Annotated in this window: 18 protein-coding genes; 5 read left to right on the forward strand and 13 right to left on the reverse strand. The window is 71.0% G+C overall.

What is annotated here, in order from left to right:
* Positions 1-88 precede the first annotated feature (88 nt).
* Positions 89-1,594, forward strand: coding sequence for an NAD-dependent epimerase/dehydratase family protein (locus BSZ36_RS13790; protein WP_218827670.1), 1,506 nt, complete (start codon positions 89-91; stop codon positions 1,592-1,594).
* A 42-nt stretch (positions 1,595-1,636) separates the two neighbouring features.
* Positions 1,637-3,067 carry a mechanosensitive ion channel family protein gene (locus tag BSZ36_RS13795; protein ID WP_094549940.1) on the forward strand — a complete coding sequence of 477 codons (1,431 nt, stop codon included), beginning with the start codon at positions 1,637-1,639 and terminating at the stop codon, positions 3,065-3,067.
* Positions 3,068-3,114: 47 nt separating this feature from the next.
* On the opposite strand, the gene BSZ36_RS13800 is transcribed toward BSZ36_RS13795, so the two are convergent.
* Entirely contained in the window at positions 3,115-4,296 is a 1,182-nt protein-coding gene (locus BSZ36_RS13800; RefSeq protein WP_094549942.1) for an ABC transporter permease, read from the reverse strand.
* 78 nt (positions 4,297-4,374) lie between these two features.
* On the opposite strand from BSZ36_RS13800, the gene BSZ36_RS13805 reads away from it, so the two are divergent.
* On the forward strand, positions 4,375-5,736 hold the full coding sequence (locus BSZ36_RS13805) for a M24 family metallopeptidase (protein WP_218827671.1): 1,362 nt from the start codon (positions 4,375-4,377) through the stop codon (positions 5,734-5,736).
* Between the two features lie 18 nt (positions 5,737-5,754).
* On the opposite strand, the gene BSZ36_RS13810 is transcribed toward BSZ36_RS13805, so the two are convergent.
* The 9 genes from BSZ36_RS13810 to BSZ36_RS13850 form a co-directional block, all read right to left on the reverse strand.
* Positions 5,755-6,258 (reverse strand): copper chaperone PCu(A)C, encoded by a 504-nt coding sequence (locus tag BSZ36_RS13810; protein ID WP_094549947.1) that lies wholly within the window; start codon positions 6,256-6,258, stop codon positions 5,755-5,757.
* Between the two features lie 19 nt (positions 6,259-6,277).
* Positions 6,278-6,877 carry an SCO family protein gene (locus BSZ36_RS13815; protein WP_094549949.1) on the reverse strand — a complete coding sequence of 200 codons (600 nt, stop codon included), beginning with the start codon at positions 6,875-6,877 and terminating at the stop codon, positions 6,278-6,280.
* Positions 6,878-6,957: 80 nt separating this feature from the next.
* On the reverse strand, positions 6,958-8,049 hold the full coding sequence (locus BSZ36_RS13820; RefSeq protein WP_094549952.1) for a M20/M25/M40 family metallo-hydrolase: 1,092 nt from the start codon (positions 8,047-8,049) through the stop codon (positions 6,958-6,960).
* The gene (argB, locus tag BSZ36_RS13825; protein ID WP_218827672.1) at positions 8,046-8,840 is read right to left on the reverse strand and encodes an acetylglutamate kinase; all 795 of its coding nucleotides are present in this window, start codon (positions 8,838-8,840) and stop codon (positions 8,046-8,048) included. The genes BSZ36_RS13820 and argB overlap by 4 nt, the downstream gene beginning before the upstream one ends.
* A 92-nt stretch (positions 8,841-8,932) precedes the next feature.
* Complete coding sequence (locus BSZ36_RS13830) at positions 8,933-9,946, reverse strand: N-acetylornithine carbamoyltransferase (protein ID WP_094549954.1); 1,014 nt, start codon at positions 9,944-9,946, stop codon at positions 8,933-8,935.
* A gap of 83 nt (positions 9,947-10,029) precedes the next feature.
* Positions 10,030-11,220 (reverse strand): aspartate aminotransferase family protein, encoded by a 1,191-nt coding sequence (locus tag BSZ36_RS13835; RefSeq protein ID WP_094549956.1) that lies wholly within the window; start codon positions 11,218-11,220, stop codon positions 10,030-10,032.
* 166 nt (positions 11,221-11,386) lie between these two features.
* Entirely contained in the window at positions 11,387-12,391 is a 1,005-nt protein-coding gene (argC, locus tag BSZ36_RS13840) for an N-acetyl-gamma-glutamyl-phosphate reductase (protein WP_094549958.1), read from the reverse strand.
* A 147-nt stretch (positions 12,392-12,538) separates the two neighbouring features.
* Complete coding sequence (locus BSZ36_RS13845; protein ID WP_179271201.1) at positions 12,539-13,654, reverse strand: hypothetical protein; 1,116 nt, start codon at positions 13,652-13,654, stop codon at positions 12,539-12,541.
* A 121-nt stretch (positions 13,655-13,775) separates the two neighbouring features.
* Positions 13,776-14,969: an argininosuccinate synthase gene (locus BSZ36_RS13850; RefSeq protein ID WP_094549960.1), complete on the reverse strand. Its 1,194-nt coding sequence runs from the start codon at positions 14,967-14,969 to the stop codon at positions 13,776-13,778.
* Positions 14,970-15,124: 155 nt separating this feature from the next.
* On the opposite strand from BSZ36_RS13850, the gene BSZ36_RS13855 reads away from it, so the two are divergent.
* Entirely contained in the window at positions 15,125-15,955 is an 831-nt protein-coding gene (locus BSZ36_RS13855; RefSeq protein ID WP_143536902.1) for a hypothetical protein, read from the forward strand.
* Between the two features lie 182 nt (positions 15,956-16,137).
* Complete coding sequence (msrB, locus tag BSZ36_RS13860; RefSeq protein WP_094549964.1) at positions 16,138-16,620, forward strand: peptide-methionine (R)-S-oxide reductase MsrB; 483 nt, start codon at positions 16,138-16,140, stop codon at positions 16,618-16,620.
* A gap of 50 nt (positions 16,621-16,670) precedes the next feature.
* Here the strand turns inward: msrB and BSZ36_RS13865 are convergent, their stop codons facing one another.
* Genes BSZ36_RS13865 through BSZ36_RS13875 form a run of 3 tightly spaced genes read right to left on the reverse strand, consistent with a single transcriptional unit; the run spans position 16,671 to position 20,713 of the window.
* On the reverse strand, positions 16,671-19,382 hold the full coding sequence (locus tag BSZ36_RS13865; protein WP_094549966.1) for a serine/threonine-protein kinase: 2,712 nt from the start codon (positions 19,380-19,382) through the stop codon (positions 16,671-16,673).
* A gap of 50 nt (positions 19,383-19,432) precedes the next feature.
* A complete protein-coding gene (locus tag BSZ36_RS13870; RefSeq protein WP_094549968.1) occupies positions 19,433-19,909 on the reverse strand; it encodes a hypothetical protein in 477 nt (158 codons plus the stop codon).
* A 48-nt stretch (positions 19,910-19,957) separates the two neighbouring features.
* On the reverse strand, positions 19,958-20,713 hold the full coding sequence (locus BSZ36_RS13875) for a hypothetical protein (RefSeq protein WP_143536903.1): 756 nt from the start codon (positions 20,711-20,713) through the stop codon (positions 19,958-19,960).
* Positions 20,714-20,726: the final 13 nt, after the last annotated feature.

Genomic DNA, 20,726 nt, shown 5'->3' on the forward strand with positions numbered 1-20,726 from the left:
TTTCCCGCCTCTGGCGTCCGCGCCAGAGGCGCTTTTTGTACCCGGAGCCCGCCTCGCGCCAGGGGCGCTCCCCTCCCCTCGCCGAGACATGCTGGACTCCCGCCTCACCGTCGCGATTGCGGGGGCCACAGGCTTTGTCGGCGCGGCCCTGCGCGAGTCGCTCGCTGAGGACTACCGCGTGGTCGGGCTGACGCGTTCGCCCAACAAAGCGGCGCAGCGCGAGCCGGGCGATCCCGTGGAGTGGCGCCACTGCGACCTGTACTCGCTGCTCCAGCTGGAGCAGGCGCTGGAGGGCGTGGACATCGCGATCTACCTCGTCCACTCCATGCTGCCGTCCTCGCGGCTCACGCAGGGCACGTTCGCGGACCTCGACCTCGTGCTCGCGGACAACTTCGCGCGAGCCGCCGAGACCGCCGGGCTTCGGCAGATCATCTACCTCGGCGGCCTGTTGCCGCCCGAGACGGACGACCTCTCGCGCCACCTCCGCAGCCGCTGGGAAGTGGAGCGGACGCTCGGTGCGCACGCCACGCCGGTTACGACGCTCCGCGCCGGGCTCGTGATCGGGCCGGGGGGCTCGTCGCTCGGCATCCTCGTCAACCTCGTCCGCCGCCTGCCCGCGATGGTCCTCCCCTCGTGGACTGATTCTGACACGCAGCCCATCGCGCTGCGCGACGTGATCCGCGCGATCCGGCTCGTGCTCGACGCGCCACAGGCGTGCACGGGGCACTTCGACATCGGCGGGCCCAGCCCGATGTCGTACCGCGAGATGATGCAGCGTGCCGCCGACGTGATGGGCTTCGAGCGTCCCATGGTGGGCGTGCCCGTGATCACGCCCAAGCTGTCCACGCTGTGGATCAGCCTTATCACCGGAAGCCCGCGCGCCCTCGCCGGGCCGCTCGTGGCCAGCCTCCGGCACGACATGGTGGTCACGGACAACCCCGTGCAGCAGGCCATCGCGCCAGAGGCGCTCTCGTTCGAGGAGGCCCTGGACGGCGCTCTGGACGAGGACAGCCGCCTCCTTCCCGATCCGCGGCGCTCGCACCGCAAGTCCGACGACCGCGCCATCAAGAGCGCCCAACTGGTCCGATCGGTTCAGCGCTTCGACCTCCCGCCCGGGCGGACGGCGCAGTGGGCAGGCATGGAGTACATGCGCTGGCTCGACGACTTCGCGGGCCCCATCATCCGCGTCCGCGTCAAAGCCTCTGGCGAGAGCCCGCACCGCGCCCGAGGTGACACCAGCCTCGAAGCCGACGCCACCTCTGGCGAGGTCACGGCCCGGTTCTACGCCACGCCGCTGCCCAAGCCCGTGTTGGAGCTGACGTACTCGCCGGACCGGAGCCACCCGGACCGCGCGCTGTTCTACGTCACGGGCGGCCTGCTCTACGACGCCGAGGCGGGATCGCGCGCGCGCCTGGAGTTCCGCTCGGTCCTGGACGGCCGGTGCCTGATCGCGGCGATCCACGACTTCGCGCCGAGGCTCCCGTGGGGACTGTACCGGCTGACGCAGGCCGTGGCGCACCTGTTCGTGATGCGGCAGTTCGGCCGGCACCTCTCGCGGCTGCGCGCACGAGCGCGCGAGGAAAGCGAGGGCTAGGCCTCTGGCGCGGGGGCACGCCCGGGCGCATCTTGCGTGCACATGACCCGACCGCTCCGCTCGCTCCGGCTCCCGTTCCTGTTCGCGGTCCTTTTGGGTATCGCGTACGCCGCGTATTACGCGCTCACGCCAGAGGCCGTCTTCGCCTCGGCCGACCACGGCCTGACGGCTACGGCGGCGCAGCGGTGGCTTCTGGCCGCGTTCCTGACCGCCGCGGGCGTGCTGGGCGTGCAGGCAGTCCGGTTTTTCGTGCTGGACGCGCTGTTTATCCGCTCACAGGGGCACCGTGCGCCCGCGCTGCTTCACGCCGTCGTGGCGATGGTGCTGTACTTCGTGCTGGGGCTCCTCATCGCGGGCGGCGTGTTTGGGCAGAGCCTGACGGGGGCCATCGCGACGAGCGCCGTCGCGTCGGTCGTGCTCGGCCTCGCGCTGCAGGAGACGCTGGGCAACTTCTTCGCGGGCATCTCGCTTCAGATCGAGCAGCCGTTCCGCCTGGGCGACGTGCTAGAGGCCAACGGGCAGACAGGCCGCGTAGAGGCCTTCAACTGGCGAGCGACGACGCTAAAAACCGTCAACGACTCGCGCGTCGTGATCCCTAACGCGCTGATCGCGCGAGAGCCCGTGGAGGTCTTCGGACGCAGCCAGACCGTCCGACGACTGCTGCCTCTTTCCGGGCCGTACGGCACGCCCCCGCAGACGATCGGGCGCGTCGTCCTGAGCGCCATTGTGGGCGTTCCCGGGATCTCGGAGCGCCCCGCGCCACAGGTGCGCCTCGCCTCGTTCGACGACTCCTCCATCACGTACGACCTCCTCTACTGGGTGGACGACTACTTCCGGGTCGCGAGCGTGGACGCGCTTGTGCGCGAGCGCGTGTGGTACGCCTTTGCGCGCGAGGACATCTCCATCCCCTTCCCCCACGAGGTGCAGGTGCCGTACGTGCCAGCAGCGCCGGCGGAGGAGGACCCCGTGGAGGAGCGCGCCCGCTGGCTGGGCGAGATACCGCTCTTGGCGCCTCTGGCGGCGGAGGAGCGCCAGAGGCTCGCCCGCGGCGCGCGAACGCTGCTGTACGGCCCTGGCGAGACGATCCTCCGCGCCGGCAGCGAGGGCGGGAGCATGTTCGTGGTCCTGCGCGGCCGCGTCGAGATCCGCCTGCCGCAAGAGGACGGCCGCCGCGTGCGCGTGGCCGAGGTGGCCTCTGGCGAGGTCATCGGCGAGATGTCGCTCCTGACCGGGGACCCGCGCTCGGCCGACGCCCGCGCCATCGGCGAGGTGGAGCTCATCGAGGTGCGGCGCGCGGAGATGAAGCTGCTCCTGGCCGAGAACGAGGCGCTCGCCGACGCCCTCGCCGCCGAGGCCAGCCTCCGCCTGGACCAGCGCGCCGACGCCCTCGCGCGCGCCGATGCCGAGACCGAGGGGCCGACCACGCAGGCCTCGCTCTTGCAGCGCATCCGGCGCTTTTTCGAGCTGGGCTAGGCCTCTGGCGCCAGAGGCTCGACCGCCGAAAGCTTGCTCGCCAGAGGCTAGTCGCGCCGGATGGCCTCTACCGGGCTCAGGCGCGAGGCGCGCCACGCCGGGTACGTGCCGAACACGAGTCCGACGAGGACCGCGACCGCCGCGACGACGAGCAGGCTGCCTAGCGAGAACCCAGCGCGGAACGGCATGTCGTCCGCGAGGCTGCGGATAATGGGCACGGCCGTGAACACGATCCCGAGCCCCGCCAGAAGACCGACCGCGCTCCCCGCCGCCGAGACCATGACGGCCTCGGCGAGGAACTGCGCCACGATGTCGCGCCGGCGCGCGCCTGTCGCCTTGCGGATGCCGATCTCCTGCGTGCGCTCCGTCACGGTCATCAGCAGCACATTCATCACGCCCACGCCGCCGACGACGACCGAGATGCCGGTAATGAACCCCATTACGAGCTTGAAGATGAGCATCCCCTTGGCGAGTTGCTCGGTCCGCATTTCGTCCGTCGCGATGGTGAAGCCCTCGGCGCCCTGCGGGAACTGCTCGTCCAGCCATGCGCGCACGCGGTCCGTGGTCTCGCTCACGTTCTCGGCCTGCGCCACGTGCAGGACCAGCGTAGACGCCTCTGGCGCCGCGAGCGCCCACGCCCCGTACACCGCCGGCGTCTCTTCATCCCTCACGCCGACGATCTCGGCCTCCTGTCCACCGACCGAGAAGCGTTGCCCGAGCGCCGCCTCCGCGCCGCCCAATCGCTCCGCCAGAGGCGCGCTCACGACGACGGCGTTGGAGTCCTCCGCCGTCAGCGACCGGCCCGCTGCGAGCTCTACCTCTGCCAACTCCCAGATCAGCGGCTGAGCCACGTGGAGCCGGGCCGCGGTGCGGAGCGTGTCCTGCTCCACGAGGACCGACCGGCTCTGGCGCAACCCGCCGCGCACATCGGGCCCGAGGTGCGCCACGAGCGCGGCCACCTCGGCGTCACCGAACACGACGGCGCTGTCGCGGCGGATCGCGACGCCGTCTACCATCTCGTACTCCCGCGCGTCCACGTACATGCTTTGGAGGTCCGTCGTGGACGAGATCTGCTCGCGCGCGAACTCCTCCAGGCCGTCCGCGAGCGAGAGGATCGCCACGAGGGACGCCACGCCGATCACGAGCCCGAGCGTGGACAGAAACGTTTGGAGCGGGTGCTGGAGCAGCGTGCGCCACGCGAGCGCGGTCAGCGAGAGCAGTCGGGACATGGGCCTCTGGCGGGGGGAACGGCGGCTACGCGAGCGGCTCTGGAGAGTTACCCTTGGCGCGAACTCGCCATGCCGCTCGTGATCCGCTTTCTCCTTGTTCTCCTCCTGCTCGCGCCTCTGGCGCCAGAGGCCTTCGCACAGGCCACCCCGCCAGAGGCGGCCCCGTCCGTGCTGCCCATGCGCGAGCGCGCCGCCGTGATGGACCGGTGGCTGGACGCTCGGCTGGAGGCCATCGTGCCCGCACTGATGCGGCGCGAGGGGATCGACATGTGGATCATCGCGGCGCGGGAGTACAACGAGGACCCGGTGATCTCCACGATGCTGCCCGCCACGTGGCTGGCCGCGCGGCGCCGCACGGTTCTGGTCTTCCACGACGACGGCGAGCGCGTAGAGCGCTTGGCCGTCGCGCGGTACGACGTGGGGCCGTTCCCACGCGCCTGGGACCCGGAAGCGCAGCCCGACCAGTGGGCGCGCGTGGCCGAGATCGTCGCCGAGCGCGATCCGCAACGCATCGGGATCAACACGTCGGAGACGTTCGCGCTGGCGGACGGCCTGAGCGCGTCCGAGGAGCGGGCCTTGCGGGCGGCGCTGTCAGATCCGTTCCGCCAGAGGCTCGTCGGTGCGGAGAACCTCGCGGTGGGCTGGCTGGAGACGCGCACGCCGGAGGAGATGGCGACGTACCCGCACATCGTCGGCCTCGCGCGGCACATCATCCACGCCGGCCTCTCGCGCGAGGCCATCACGCCCGGCGTGACCACGACCGACGACCTCGCATGGTGGTACCGCGACCGCGTCCGCGCGCTCGGGCTGACAACGTGGTTCCACCCCGGCGTGAGCGTGCAGCGTGCGCCAGAGGCGGCCGGGGCCTCTGGCGACCGTGCCCGCGCCGAGGGCGACTTCTCCGCCCGCCCCGACGCCAACGTGATCCAGCCCGGCGACTTGGTGTGGGTGGACTTCGGGATCTCGTACCTCGGGCTCATGACCGATACGCAGCAGATGGCCTACGTCCTCCGCCCCGGCGAGACTGAGGCGCCCGCAGGGCTGGTTTCGGGCCTCCGCGCCGCCAACCGCGTGCAGGACCTGCTGACCGGCGCCTTCGCCAGAGGCAAGACCGGCAACGAGATCCTGGCCGACGCGCTCCAAGCCTCTGGCGCCGAGAACCTGGACGCGACGATCTACACGCACCCTATCGGCCTCCACGGCCACGCCGCCGGGCCGACGATCGGCCTGTGGGACCAGCAGGGCGGCGTGCCCGGAAACGGCGATTACCCGCTCTATGCCAACACGGCGCACTCCATCGAGCTCAACGTTGCGATGGCGGTCCCGGAGTGGGGCGGCCAGCGCGTCCGGTTCATGCTGGAAGAGGACGCGTTCTTCGACGGCGAGACCGTCCGCTACATCGACGGGCGGCAGGAGGCGCTGCTGCTCATCCCGCGCTAGCCTCTGGCGCCAGAGGCGCTACATCGCCTCGCGCACGCGGTCCAGCGTAACGACGGGCACGCGGACCTGCACGGCGCCGGCGCGGGCGAAGACCGCCTCCATCTCCAGCGTATCGCCCACGGCGAGCTCGTCCGCGAGGCCGAGCAACATCACGTGGTAGCCGCCGGGCGCGAGACGCACGGTTTCCCCGACGCCGACCGGAATGCCGCTCTCGACGAGGCGCATCCCGCGCAGGCCGTCCCCGGCGTCGTACGTCTCGTGGACCTCCACACGCTCGGCGATGGTGGAGCGCGCATCGACAAGCGTATCGGGCATGGCGCCTCCTGTGAGCGTCATGAACACACCTCCGGTCCCGCCGGCAGGCGTGGCGGTCACAAAGGGGTCCGAGACCGAGACGGACCCGGAGGCCACGGCGCCAGAGGCCTCTGGCGTCGCATCAGTGGACGGGGCGGGCTCGGGCGTCTCGGTCTGGCAGGCGCTCAGCGCGAGGGCGAGCGTGAGCGCGAAAAGTGAGCGGGTCATGTTGGCGGGGATCGGGGGGTTATGCGCCAGCGGCCAGGAGCGCGCGGGCGTCCTCGGCAACCATTTCTGGCAGGGCGGCGCTGCCGCCGTACGTCTCCACCACGCGGCCTCTGGCGTCGAGCAGGAGCGCCTTGTCGGTGTGGCTGATGGAGTAGGTCGCCTCGCCAGAGGCGAGGGTGTCGCGGCGCGAGATTTCGTAGCGGACGCCGATGCGCTCCATCAGACTCGCGATTTCGGCCTCGCTGCCGGTGAGCAGCTTCCAGTCCGGCCCGGTGTTCCACGAGCGCGCATAGGCGTTCAGCGCCGCGGGCGTATCGCGCGAGGGGTCGAACGTGACGGTCGCGAAGCGCACGCGCGAGGTGTCGGGGCCGAGCGCCTTGCGGATGTTGTTCATGTTCGCCATCGTCATCAGGCACACGTCCGGGCAGTGCGTGTAGACGGCGGTGAGCACGACGGGCCGGCCGGCGAGATCGGCCGGGAACGCGACCGCCGAAGAGTCCTGATCGAGCAGGGCCCACGAGGCGTCGGTCAGGTCGTCCTCTGGCGCGAGGTGCTCGGGAAGCGGGTCGCCGCAGGCGGCGAGCAGGAGCGCGAGAAAGCAGAGCGCGAGGCGGTGCATGGGGACCGGAAGAGGGGTTGCGGGACAACCGCGGCGCCAGAGGTGAGTTTCGCGCGGAGACACAGGGCGGACCTCTGGCGTCACGAGAAGTAGGACTCGGCGATCGCGCGGTAGACGGCGACAGCGCGGACGATCTCGGCCTGCGGCACGTGCTCCTGCGGCGTGTGCGAGAGGCGGCTGTCGCCCGGCCCGATCTTGACCGCGGGCACGTCGGCGAGGAACACCCAGTCCGAGGCGGTCGGGCTGCCGAAAGGCTCGGCGTCCATGCCGAGTGCGCGTAGCGCGTCGCCAGAGGCGCGGGCAATCCTGGCCTCTGGCGAGGTGGCACACGGCACGAGGCGCGCGGAGTGGATCGCGACCTCGCTTTCGAGGTGCTCGGCGATCTCCTCGGCCATCTGCGGGTGCGAGGCGCCGGGCGTGGAGCGGACGTCGAGCCAGAACGTGGCCTCGTCCGGGACGACGTTGCGGGGGCCTCCGCCAGAGGCCACGGTCGCGGTCACGGTCGGGCGGCCAAGGAACGGGTCGTCGGCGCCGATCTCCATCTCGCTTACGCGCAAGAGGTCGCGCGCCATGACCGTCAGGGCATTGACGCCGAGGTGCGCGCGCGCGGCGTGGGCCGTCCGGCCTCTGGCGGTGCAGCGGAGCACGAGCAGGCCCTTTTGCGCCAAGCACGGCCGCAGGTCGGTCGGCTCGCCGACGAGCGCGGCGCTGGGCGTCGGGAACGTGGGCGCCTCGCGGCGGAGGTAGTCCAGCCCGTTCTCATCGGAGCCGACTTCCTCGCACGCGGTCAGGGCGACGACGAGCCGTCCTGCCTCTGGCGTCCAGCCGCTCGCGGCGAGATCCAAGAGCGCGGCGAGCATCGCGGCGCCAGAGGCCTTCGCGTCGACCGCGCCTCTGGCGTAGACGTTTCCGCCGCGGACGGTCGGCGTGAACGGGTCGAACGGGTGGCCGTCGCTCGGCGGGACCACGTCGAGGTGCGAGGCGAGGATGAGCACATCGTCACCGTCTCCCAGCGTGAACCAGACGTTGTGCTCGCTGCGCTCGACGCACACGCCAGAGGCCGCGCCGTGCTCTCTCGCGAAGGCCTCGACGAAGTCGGCGGCGTCGCCCTCGTCGCGGCTGATGGACGGGATGGCGACGAGGTCGTGGTGGAGCCTTAGAACGTCGGTCATGCCTCTGGCGCGATGGTGGTGCCACGGGTGGCGTCCGAGACCGCATCGGGCGATGTCACGCGGACTTCAGGCACGCCCCGGCTGAGCGCCTCGCGCGCGACTTCGAGCTTGGGCCGCATCCCGCCCGCGATCCAGCCCGCTTCTACACCTGCCGCGATGGCCTCTGGCGTGAGGCGCGAGATCAGCGTGGACGGATCGGCCGCGTCGCGGCGGACGCCAGAGGCCTCGGCGACGAGGATCAGGCGCGCGGCGCCGAGCGCGACGGCGAGTTCGAGCGCGACGGTGTCGGCGTTGACGTTGTACAGGTCGCCCTCGCGGTCGGCGCACACGCTCGCGACGACGGGCGTAAAGCCAGCGCCGAGCAACGCCCCTAGCAGCGCAGGGTCCACGCCGACCACGTCACCGACGTGCCCGAAGTCGACGGTCTCGCCGTCGATCACGCGCGGCGGCCTCCGCACGACGCCGACCAGCCCGCCATCGGCGCCGCTGACGCCTACGGCGTTTACGCCAGAGGCCTTCGCCGAGCCCACCAGCCGCGCGTTGACGCTCCCGCGCATGACGTACAGCGCCACGTCGAGGTCGAGGTCACTCGTCACGCGCCGCCCGGCGACGATGCGCGGCTCGTGCCCCAGCCGCCGCGCCAGGTCGGTGGCCTGTGGCCCGCCGCCGTGGACGACCACGACCGGCCCGCCGATCGTCGCGACCTCGCGCCAGAGGCTCGCGCAGGCCTCTGGCGAGGCTGCGACGGCGCCGCCGAGCTTGATGATCGTGGTTCCGAGTTCCGGGTTCACAGTTCCGAGTTGGGGCCGTAGGGGAGAGAGCCTTCAGGCGAGGCCTCTGGCGAAAAACGAGAGCGCCAGAGGCGACTCGGAAGAAGGGGCGATCAGGACTCGGAACCCATCCCCCAGACCCACTCCAGAATCGCTTTCTGGGCGTGGAGGCGGTACTCGGCTTGGAGCAAGTGGATGGCGTCCTCGGACTCCAGCACCTCGGCGTCTACGACCACGCCGCGGCGGACGGGGAGGCAGTGCATAAAGTGGCCGCGGTCGGTCTGCATCATGAGGCGGTTCGTGATGCGCCAGTCGTCCATGCGCGCGAGGCGGCGGGACTCCTCCTCCTCTGGGTTGTCGTAGACGAGCGCGCCGCTCCACGCTTTGGCGTACACGATGTCGGCGCCCGCGAATGCGATGTCCTGATCGGCCGATTCGGTCACGCTGCCGCCCGAGAGCGAGGCGGTCTTTTTGGCGAGGTCCATCACGTCCGTTCCCAGCGAGAAGCCCTCGGGGCGGGCGACGACGACCTCCATCCCGAGCCTCGCCGCCATGAGCAGCGCCGAGTTGGGGACCGCCTGCGGGAGCGCCTTCGGATGCGGCGCCCACGAGAGGACGAGCTTTTTGCCACGCGGGTCGCCCAGCGTCTCCGTGATCGCCGCCGCATCGGCCAGTTCCTGGCACGGGTGCCACTTGGCCGATTCCAGGTTGACCACCGGCACGCCAGAGGCCTCCACGATCGCGCCGAGCGCGGCGTCGGACTGGTCGGCGTCGTAGTCGGTGAGCGACGCAAACGTGCGCACGCCGATAGCATCCGCATAGCGCGCAAGGACGCCGATGGCCTCGTGTACGTGCTCCGCGGCGTCGCCGGTCATCGCGTCCTCGCCCCACGCGAGGCCCCACGTGCCCTGCCCCGGTGTGATCACGACGGGCGCGGCGCCCAAATGATGCGCGGCCAACTCCATGCTCGCGCGGGTCCGCAGGCTCGGGTTGAGGAACAGCAGCGCGATGGATTTGCCCTTCGCGCCAGAGGTCCACTCGCGGGTGTCGCGGAAGTGGCGGGCGCGGCCGAGGCAGTGCTGCCAGACGTCGTCAGGGAGGTCGGACCAGGAGGTGAGGTTGGGCATGATGCGGGATTCGGGATGCGTGAGGTCGGTCGGTTGAGTCGGCGGTGGCCTCTGGCGCTAGGCGCGGTCCGAGGCATCGCGCATCACGACTCGTTCAGCACGGCGTCCAGCGCGTCGGCGAACGCGGCGGCGGCCGCCAGAGGCGTGGTCAGCGGCGGCATGAGGCGGAGCGTGTGGGGGTGCTTGGAGGTGCCGACCATAATGCTGTGTTCGTCGCGCAGGGCGGCGGCCACAGGCTTCGCGGCGCGGTCGAGTTCGACGCCGAGCAGGCAGCCGCGGCCTCGGACTTCGACGACGCCAGAGGCCCCTTCGAGCCTCTTGCGGAAGGCCGCTTCGAGTTCGAGCGCGCGGTCCATCAGGTTCTCGTCGGCGATCTGGCCGAGCGCGGCGTGGACGGCTGCCATCGCGAGCATTCCACCGCCGAACGTCGTGCCCTGGTCGCCAGACTTGACCGTATCGGCCACGCGGCTGTTGACCAGCGCGGCGCCGACGGGGACGCCCGCGCCGAGGCTCTTGGCCAGCGTCACGATGTCCGGCGTCACGTCTATGTGCTCGCCGTAGGTGAACGTGCCCGTCCGCCCGACGCCGGTCTGGACCTCGTCGAATACCAGCAGCGTGCCGTGGCGGTCGCAGATCTCGCGGAGCGCGCGGTAGTAGGCCGGGGGCGCCTCGGTGATGCCCGCCATGCTCTGGATGGGCTCCAGGATGACAGCCGCCACGTCGCCAGAGGCGAGGGCCTCGTCGACGGCGCCTTCCCAGCCGAAGGGGACGAAGGTCGTCTCGGGCAGGATCGCGCGATAGGGCTCGTGGTAGGCGTCGCCCCAGGTCGTGGCGAGCGCGCCGAGCGTGCGGCCGTGGAAGGCCTCGGTCATGGCCACGATGCGTGAGCGGCCCGTGACCGTCCGCGCGAGCTTGAGCGCGGCCTCGTTGGCCTCGGTCCCCGAGTTGCACCAGAAGACGTGCGTGAGGGCTGGGGGTGCCATGTCCACGAGCCGCTTCGACGCCTCGGCGCGGATGGGGCTGTAGACGGCGTTGGAGTAAAACAGCAGCTCGCCGGCCTGGTGGCGGATGGCCTCGACGACGCGCGGCGGGCAGTGGCCGAGCAGCGCCACGCAGTGGCCGCCATACAGGTCGAGCAGTTCGCGGCCGTCGTGCGTCCAGACGGTCGCGTTCTCGCCGCGCACGAGCGCCAGAGGCGGCTTGGCGTAGGTCGGCAGCGTGGTCGCGTCTTCGAGCGCGAGGGGGTCAAGTGCAGTTCCGAGTTCCGAGTTCATGGTGCGTTTCGCGGGCCTTGCGGCTCCGAGTTGAGATCAGCCGAGACGCCGAGGAGCAAACAGGATTCGATCGTAGGGGCGTATCGCATACGCCCGCGCTGGTGACGCCCCCGCTGGTGGACCCGTGCTGGTGGGCCCGCGCCTCTGGCGCCAGAGGCCTCTGGCGTCACGGCAGGAGCCCCGCCGTCTCGGGGAGCCCGAGCGCGAGGTTGAGGTTCTGGACGGCTTGGGAGGCCGCGCCCTTGAGGAGGTTGTCGAGCGCGAAGCCGACGACCAGCGCGTCGCCGTCCGATACCCAGCCGATGTCGCAGAACGGCGTGCCGACGACCGGCAAGAGCTCCGGGAGCCCCTCTGGCGAGAGCCGGACGAAGCGCGCGCCACTGTACGCCTCCTGGTACAGAGTAGCGACGGCATCTGGCGCCAGAGGCGCGTCTAGCGCGACGTGCGCCGTGCCCCAGATGCCGCGCGTCCACGGCGCCGAGACGGGCACGAACTGGATCTGCATCGCGTCGCCCACGACCTGCTCCACCTCGGGCTGGTGCCGGTGCGCAAAGGGGCGGTAGGCGCGGGCGTTGCCGTCGCGCGTGGGGAAGTGCGTGGTGGGCGAAGGCCGCGCGCCCGAGCCGCTGGCGCCCGTGAACGCGGTGATGTGCGCGGTCCCCGCGCGTCCCGCCAGAGGCCAGAGCGCGAGCGCCATCGCGGTCGCGAAGCAGCCGGGGTTGGCGACGAGCGTGGCGCCGGGGATCGCGTCGCGGTTGACCTCCGCGAGGCCGTAAACAGCATCGGCGATCTGCTCCGGGTGCGGGTGCGGCGCTGGATACGTCGCGTCGTATGCCTCTTGCGCCAGGCGGTGGTCCGCCGAGAGATCGACGATGAGGCCCTCGAAGCCCGCTTCGCGCAGCGCGTGGACGGCCGCTGCGCCTTTGCCGTGCTCGGCGCAGACGACGACGGCGTCGACGCCCGAAGGGTCGAGCGCCTCTGGCGCGGTAAACGTCAGGTCGGTCGTGCCGCGCAGCCGGGCATGCGCTTTCGCCAGAGGCTCGCCCGCGTGGCTGCGGCTGGTGACGGCGGCGATCTCGACGTGCGGATGCCGAAGCAGCAGCGCCGCGAGTTCGCCGCCCGCGTAGCCCGCGCCGTGCAGGATGGCGATGCATTTAAGGTCGTGGGTCATGCGGCGGTCGGCTGGGAGGAGGGGCGTATGCGATACGCCCGGACGGGGTCAAAATCGTCGGGGCGTATCGCATACACCCCCTGTTTGCGCACGCCTGCGTTTACACGCTTGCGCGGTAGCGCCAGAGGCCTCTGGCGCCAGAGGCGGTCAGTCCGCGAGCGCGGTGCCCAAGCCGGGGACGGCGCGGCGCAGGCCGCCAGCGGCCTGGGCGTGCGGGGTGCGCTGCCACGCGGCCATGTCGCGCACGGCGTCGGCCACGAGCGCAGCGAGGTGGTCGGGCTCCGACCGGGCGTTGACGGCGGGCACGCCGAGGGCGGTCTGGATGTGACGGCGGCCCACCTCCGTGTCGGTCGTGGGGCCGACGACGACGGCGAGTTCCGAGCGGTACTGGTTGCGGAAGATCTGGTCCGCGGCCCAGACGCCCGCGAGGTCGGCGCCTGCCAGGACGTGCGCGGCGGTGAGCCGCTGAAGCTCCATGTCGCGCAGGATGCCGTCCACGCCGTAGGGGCCGATGATGCCGTCGCCGAGTTCGAGGACGAGCACATCGGGTGAGCAGCCGTTGAGGTGCGCGATGATGCCCTTGGCTGTCGCGATGACCTCGCGCCCGGTCGTCGCCACGCGCCCGGCCTCGATAAACGACGCGGAGCAGACGGCGCCAGCGGCCGTCATCGCGCGGACATCGCGCTGGAGCGCAGCGCCCGTCAGCTTGGCCGCGGCCACTCGGAAGCCTCTGGCGGTGAGGCCCTCCACGAGCGCGGCGGCAGCGAAGGTCTTGCCCGTGTTCATCGCCGTACCGCTCACGAAGACGAGCGGGGCCGACTCCGAGAGGTGCTCGCGCGCTTCGAGCGCGTGCTCCTGGATCCGCGCGTGCCGCGCAGGCTCACCGTGGACAACCGCACCGAGCACCTCGACCGGGAGCGCCGGACCGAGGTCGGGGTGATCCGCCGGGCAGAGCCCGAGGATGCCGCCCATGTTGAGCACGTGGAGCGTGTCGCCGGGCGTGATCTGGCGCGGGATGCGCCCGCTGTAGCCCTTCAGCGCCTGCCGCTCGCCCAGCGCCCCGAGCAGGATCTCGCCCTTCTTGATCGTGCGGAACACGCCATCGGCGCCCTCGATCTGGTTGTACACCTCTTTGTCCGCGAGCGCGCGGACGGCGAGGCAGTACCCCTCCTCGGCCACGACGTACGGCGAGACGCGCGCCGATGCGGAGAGCGCGCACGGCCCGGTGGAGGAGGCGACGTGGTCGGCGGTGACGGTGGTCATGGTCGTGTACTGCGTGATGCGGAATGCGTAAGGGTGCCCGGTCGTGGCACGCGAAATCGGCTCGGGGATGCGCGCTGCTGCGGAGCCGCCAGAGGCGCCCTTACGCAGTACGTATTTCGGTTTACTCCTCGCCAGAGGCGCGGGCGGCGAGGCGAGCCTGGATGCCGTAGATGCGGGCGAAGCCCTCGGCGTCTCGGCCGTCCCAGAGGCCGCTGTCCTCGCCGTAGCGGGCGCCGGCGTCGAAGAGGCTGTAGGGGCTGCTGGCGCCGAGGACGCGGGCGGTGCCCTTGTAGAGGCTCGTGTGCGTCGTCCCCGTCACGCGCTGCTGCGTGGAGTCCAGAAAGGCTTCCAAGTCGCGCGCCAGAGGGTCGAAAAAGAGGCCTTCGTGGACGAGGCGGCCGTAGAGATCGCCCAGCCCGGCCTTGTGCGTGAGTTGGAGGTGCGTGAGGACCACCTTCTCCAGTTCGAGGTGCGCGTCCAGCAGGATCGCCGCGGCTGGCGCCTCGAACGCCACGCGGCCCTTGATGCCGAGGATCGTGTCGCCGACGTGGACGCCGCGCCCCACGCCGTGCTCGGCGCCGATGCGGTTGAGCGTCTCGACGAGGGCCACAGGCTCCATCGCCTCGCCGTCGAGCGAGACCGGAACGCCCTGCTCCCAGCCGATCGCCAGAGGCCGGGCCGTGTCGGGTGCCGCCTCTGGCGCGACCGTATCGACCCACGCCTCCTCGGGGAGGACGCCGTCGGGCCGGTGCGTCTCCTTGCCACCGATGGTCGTGCCCCAGAGCCCGGCGTTGACCGAGTAGTCCGTCGTCTTGGCCTCGACGGCGAAGCCGCGCTCTTGGAGGTAGGCCGTGGAAGCCTCTCGCGAGAGGTGGAGCGACCGGATGGGCGTCATGACCTCCAGGCCGTCCGCCAGGAGGCGGAGCGCGCCGTCAAAGCGGATCTGGTCGTTGCCTGCGCCCGTCGAGCCGTGGGCGACGGCGTTCGCGCCCAGGTCTTTGGCCGCGTTCACGAGCGCCTCGGCCTGCACCACGCGCTCCGGCCCGACGCACAGCGGGTACACGCCGCCACGCCGCACGTTGCCCTTGACGAGGTACTGAAGCACGCGGCTCCACAGTTCGCCTCTGGCGTCGATGATCGTGTGGCTCGCGGCGCCGAGACTGTTCGCGCGCGCGTCGATCTGGCGCTTCTCCTCGCCGGAGAAGCCGCCGGTGTCGACGGTGACGGTGTGGACCTCCTGGCCCGTCTCCTCTTTGAGGTACGGGACGCAGAAGGAGGTGTCGAGGCCTCCGGAGAAGGCGAGAGCGATGGACATGGCAGAAACAGAAAACGCCGGCCCGGGAACGGGTCGGCGTTGAGATCAGAGGGCGGCTGGCGTGTGCTCAGCAGGCTCCAACGTGCATGCGCGTCCCGTTCGACCGGCCAGTCGGTCGGCGTCGAGGGCGTCGGATGCGGGAGGAGACAAGCGTCATGAGCGAGCCGCGGATGCGGGGCGCCAAGATGCGCGCCCCTGGCGGCGAAGTCAACCGGCGGGCTTTTTGGAAGCGCTACCGGAACAGAACCTTCGCGCGATGGCCTCTGGCGCCAGAGGCTCAGACGGGAGCAACGATCCCGCTCGCGCCCGGTCTCCGGTGCATGAACAGCTCGCGTCGCACGACTCTCCTGCTCTCGGCTCTTACCTCGGCTGCGTTCTGGTTGCTGGTGGATACGCCGTCCCGGCTCGCGTCTCGGCGCTTCCAACTCGACGGGTATGACCCGTGGCCAAGCGACCTCGCCGTGGTCCCAGCTTGGAAGCTCCTCGTGCTCCTCGGCGTGACCGTGCTCGTGTTCTACGCCCTCGCGCGGACCGTTCGCGCGTTCGGCCGCACGCCTCGCCAGAGGCGCCTGCTCTGGCCTCTGGCGCTCGTGATGCTCTGGGGCGGGTGGCACTATGGGAGCCTTGAGGTCTGGGAGCGGGCGGACCCATTCGCGAACGATGCCTATCAACCTATCCGGTTTGAGCGCTCGCAACTCGCCGGAAGTGCGTGGGTCAACCTCGTCAGCACGTCGTGCGGCTACTTCAACAAGGAGGTCATCGTCTTTGAAAGCGACACCCGAGCGATACGGCGCTCCTACGGAGGATTTGTGTTCGACCCACTTGTCACGGTGTACCTCCTCCTCGACGTGTGGCCGCATGGAGAGTGGACGGCCTCTGGCGAGGTCCACGACGGCGTCATCACGTGGCGCGACGACAACGGCTACGTGTCCCGCGAGAGGCTCCGCCTCGCAGACGGGGAGCTGACGCTGACCTGGATCGACTGACGAGCCTCTGGCGCTCGGTTTGCGGACACACCGGCGGTGTGTCCCTACGCAGGGACCGGGCCTCTGGCGCCAGAAGCGGACCGCCCTCTGCAACTGGCCACTCCATACTGGCTACTCCCGACCGCCGCGAACCCGCCCAATCCCCTCGTCGTTGGAGGACCGAACAACCACCTTACACAACGATGGAGACCACCACCAAAACCTCCGCCAGCGGCTTCGACCTCACGCCTCTTCGCGGCGACGCCCGCGAGCGCGCCGTCGAAGCCGCCGGGCTGAACGCCGAGGAGCGCCGCATCCTCTTGGACCACGGGACCGAGCGCCCCGGCTGCGGCCTTCTGCTGGACAACAAGGAGACCGGCATCTACGCCTGCAACCTGTGCGGCCTGCCGCTTTTCGAGAGCGGCAGCAAGTTCGAGTCCGGGACGGGATGGCCCAGCTTTTTCCAGCCCGTCGACCCCGAACACGTCCGCGAGATCGTGGACACGTCGATGTTCATGCGCCGCATCGAGACGCGGTGCGCGCGGTGCGACGGCCACCTCGGCCACGTCTTCCCGGACGGCCCCCGCCCCACGGGCCAGCGCTACTGCATGAACAGCGCCGCGCTGGAATTCTTCCCCGAAGGCCAGTCGCCCACGCAGCGGACGGCCGACGATCCGACCAACTAAGACGCCTCCTATCAGGCCTCTGGCGAGACGGCCCCTCTGGCGCCAGAGGCTTACCGTAGCCCCATCACCCGGCTGCGTTCGGCCGTAGCGATGGCGAGGCGGGCAAACTCGCCGTCGCCGCTCCGCATCCGACGCTCGGCGGCTTGAAGGAGTGCCCGCGCAACCTCGCGCTGGTTCAGGCGCCAGAGGCACTCCGCGAGCGCGCTCTGCGCCTCGGCGATGCGCCAGTGGCCGGGCGTCGCCTGCTCCCGGATGGAGAGCGCCTCGCGAAGAGGCGCCTCCGCCTCGGCGACCTGCCCGCGCAAGAGGAGCGATTCGCCGAGGCCCGTTAGCGGGTACGGGCGTGCGGTGTGGAGTGCGGGCGTCGCGGCGCGGTCGTGGGTGGCGAGCGACTGACGGAACCACCGCTCGGCCTCGCGGCCGTGGCCTCTGGCGAGGTGCAGCATCCCGATGTGGGCTTCGGTGTGCCCTACGCGGAGGTGGTCGTCGCCGTGTAGGTCCCGGTAGATGGCGAGAGAGCGGATCAGAAGAGGCTCGGCCTCCGCCAGAAGTGCCTCGTCGCCGCCGAGCAGGACGGCGCGGTCCTTGATTAGAAGCCCCAGGTTGCTCAGCGCGAGGGCGTACTCCGGGTGGCGCTCGCCGTAGGCGGCCTTAAAGATGCTGAGCGCCTGACGGTAGAACGGTTCGGCTCCCTCGTAATCGCCGCCGTTCTTGCGGATCACGCCGATCTCGTTGAGCGCGCTCCCCAGCCGCGGGTTGTCCGGCCCGAAAAGTGCGCGGTAGCGGTCGGCGGCGAGCCGATACGTGGTCTCCGCTTCTTCCAGGCGCCCCTGGCGGCGCCAGAGGCTTCCCAACGCCGCGGTCGTGTGCGCAACGGCGGCGGCGGTGTCGCCGAGCGCGCGCTGACGGACCGCGAGGGCAGTAATAAGGTGCGGCTCCGCTTCGGTAAACCGGCCCTCTTGCGTCAGGTTGACTCCCATCGCGTGGTGGAGCGACGCCACGGCCGGATGCTCGGGGCCCAGGGCGCGCTCGCCGTCCCCGATCGCGCCGGCGAGAAGTGCCTCGGCCTCCCCGTACCGCGACTGGCTGGAAAAGAGGAGCGCGAGGTCGGCCTGGCTCTGCAGCACGTCGGGGTGGGCGGGCGCGAAGAGCCTCTGGCGCGTGGCGAGCGCCGACCGCTGGAGTGCTTCGGCGCGCTCGAACTCGCCCAGGTGCCCGTACATCTTGCCGATGGACGCTTCGACAGACGCCCGCGTGCGGTCGTCGCCCCGGAGGCCCGTGCGGAGGCGTTCGGCGGTGCGGTCCAGGAGCGCGAGGGCCGAGACCTCGCGGCCTCCCGTCTGGTCCGGGTCCACATCGCCCAGCAAGTCCAACAGCATCTGACTGCTCGCCAGCGCCCGGTCCCGCTCCTGCGCCGCCTCGCCAGCGGCCCACGTCGCCGCGCTCGCAACCGCGAGGATGGACGCCAGGACCACGGCCGCGGCCGCCGCGCCCACGCGGTGCCGGCCGGCGAACTTCCGCACGCGGTAGCCCAGCGTGTCCGGCCGCGCCTCCACCGGCAGGCCTTGGAGGTGCCGCTCGATGTCGCGCGCGAGGTCGCCCGCGCTGAGGTAGCGCCGCCCCGGCTCCTTGCGGAGCGCCTTGAGAACGATGCGGTCCAGGTCGCCGCGCAACCGCCGCCGCAGCCTCTCCGGCGTGGCCTGCCTCTGGCGCGCGATGGCTCGCTGGGGGCTCTCGCCAGAGGCCGGTTTCCCGGGACCCCGTTCGCCAGGGGTCCGCTCTGGCCGCGACTCGTGGGCGCGGCTGGGGGGTGCCGGGATCGTCTCCACGATGGCCCGCTCGATCTCGGCCGGCGACCGGTGCCCGACTTCGATGGGCCGGTGGCCGGCCAGGAGTTCGTAGAGCAGCACGCCCAGCCCGTACACGTCGGTCGCGGTGGTGATGGCGCCGCCCGAGACCTGCTCGGGCGCGGCGTAGGCGGGCGTGAGCACCCAGGCGCCGGTCCGCGTCTGGTCGGTTTCCGGCGTGTCCAACAGCTTCGCGATGCCGAAGTCAAGCAGCTTGGGCTGCGGCGGGCCGCTGGCGCCAGAGGCCTCGCGGGGGGCGGTCACGAGCACGTTGGACGGCTTCAGATCGCGGTGCACCACGAGGTTCTGGTGCGCGTACGCCACGGCGCGCGCCACCTGCACGAAAAGCGTGAGCCGCGCCTCAACACCGAGGCCTCTGGCGTCGCAGAAGTCCGTGATGGGCTCGCCCTCGACGTACTCCAGCGCGAGGTACGGGCGGCCGTCGTCGGTCACGCCTCCATCGAGCAGGCGGCTAATGTGCGGGTGCGAGAGGCCTGCGAGGATGCGCCGCTCGGCGCAGAACCGCTCGATCACCTCAGCGCTGCGGCCGGGGTGCACCAGCTTGATCGCCGCGGTCTGCTGGAAGTCGCCCTCGGCGCGCTCGGCGAGCCATACCGCCCCCATCCCGCCATGCCCCACCTCGCGCACCAGCCGCCAGGGGCCGACGCGTTGCCCGCGCTCCGCCGCCGACGCCTCTGGCGCCACAACCCGCGCGATGCCCGCGCCGAAAAACGCGGTCGCCTCGTCGTCCAGGCTCAGCAACGCCAACACCTCGTCGCGGAGCGCGACGTCGGGGACGCCGTGGGTGTCCAGGCAGGCGCGGTCGAGAAAGGAGCGGCGCTCGGGGGGCGGCATCTCGGCGGCGTCCGCGAAGACGGCCTCGATGCGCGCCCACCGGTCGGGGTCGAGTTCCACGGCGGTGGGCGTGTGGGGCCTCGGAACGTACGGCTCTGTGTTTACACGCGCTAGCCTCTGGCGCCAGAGGCTCTGCGGATGATCATGCCGATAACGGCGCCAGCCCCCGCGCTCGCGATAAGGGCGATAACGACGAGCGCGAGACCAAATGCGAGCATCGCTGTGGGGTCCCCCACCGTCATGCACTCAAAGTCATCTGGCGCGCACGGCTCGGGTCTGGAGATGGCCCAGAGCAGCGCGCCCGCGGTCCCGCTGCTTGCCACGAGTCCCTGCACGGCTTTCCAGAACGGCGTCGGTAGCCTCTGCCGCCGCGACGGCGGGGCGGGGATCTCGCGCCGCCAACGGTTGAGCGCCACGAGTCCTGGAGCCGCGAGGAACACCACAAAGGCCGCCCCCCCTATCGGGTATGGGAAGACGCTGTTTTCTGCGCCCCATGATGCCACCGCGAGAACGGCCCACGCGGCCAAGCCCGTCCCAAAAAAGAGCACGAAAGAATTGCTCAGACCCGATCGGTAGTCGCGATGCATCGGCTGAAGGTAGGAGCACTCCCCTTGCGCTCGCCCTTGCGCCAGAGGCTACCGGCGGCGCTCGTAGTCGTCCCGGGAGCGGGCGTAGTCGCGGCGGAGGCGGTCGGTCACGCGCTGCGCGGCGAAGTCGGCGAGGCGGTCCAGCCCCGTTGCCATCTCGGCCGAGGACAGGCCGGCAAGCGCTCGCGCGGTGATGACGTTGCCCGCGGCGGCGGGGAGCCCGAAGAGCGAGCCGGTCAGCACCTCGCGCTCTTGGATGCGGCCGTCCCAGAGTTCGCGGCCCGTGGCGGCTTCGAGGAGGAGCAGGTCGCCTTCGATGACGAAAAACGTGGCGCCCTCGAAGGAGTCCGCCACGAGCGCGTAGTCCCGGATACGGAGGTCGAGGATAAAGTCGGCGCCAGAGGGACGGGCGGCGGGAGAGAAGCGGAGCGTCTCGGCGCTCTGCGCGAGGACCTGCCGCGCGATGCGGTCGGCGACATCCACGCGCGCTACCGCGCTATCGAGCCGCGCCTGGGCACGCTGCACCTGCCGGTACTTCTCGGCGGCGGTGCCGACGCGCGCCATGCTGCCGAGCGGATCGCGCAGGCGGATCGCGCCCTCCTCCGGGCTCCCGGCCTGCACGCGCGGGTGCGGCGGAATCGCGGCGACGATCGCGATGCGGGACTGGTCCAGCGAGACCTCGCGCAGGCGGTTGGACGGCCCGCACGCGGCGAGAGCGGGCAACAGGCCGAGAAGGAGGACCGCCATCGCCAGAGGCCGGGCCTGGAGAGCGGAGGGCAGACGGGAAGCGGGGGTGCGGAACACAGATGTGCGTCGG

Origin of the sequence: Rubricoccus marinus (assembly GCF_002257665.1) — a bacterium.
Taxonomy (GTDB): Bacteria; Bacteroidota; Rhodothermia; order Rhodothermales; family Rubricoccaceae; genus Rubricoccus; species Rubricoccus marinus.